The sequence below is a fragment of the Streptomyces pratensis genome (genome assembly GCF_037137275.1).
In the GTDB taxonomy this organism is placed as follows: Bacteria; Actinomycetota; Actinomycetes; order Streptomycetales; family Streptomycetaceae; genus Streptomyces; species Streptomyces pratensis_B.
In genome coordinates this window covers 1-213 of sequence record NZ_JBBBEN010000006.1, presented here as the reverse complement: position 1 = coordinate 213, position 213 = coordinate 1, and the positions used below count along the sequence as shown (strand labels likewise).

General features: G+C 53.1%; 1 rRNA gene. It reads right to left on the bottom strand.

Annotation, left to right across the window (positions count from 1 at the left end):
- A 5S ribosomal RNA gene (gene rrf / locus V9U70_RS00030) occupies positions 1-61 on the bottom strand; the annotation flags it as partial.
- Between the last annotated feature and the right edge of the window lie 152 nt (positions 62-213).

Genomic DNA, 213 nt, shown 5'->3' with positions numbered 1-213 from the left:
AAGGCTTAGCTTCCGGGTTCGGAATGTAACCGGGCGTTTCCCTAACGCAATGACCACCGAAACCCTATTGGGCTCTAGCGAACAAGCACACTTTTCAATTAAGTAGTGAAACTGTTCAACCGGTGCGATGACTGTTCGCAGCCCGGGAACAACACAGTGGACGCGAGCAACTGAGGACAAGCCCTCGGCCTATTAGTACCAGTCAGCTCCACC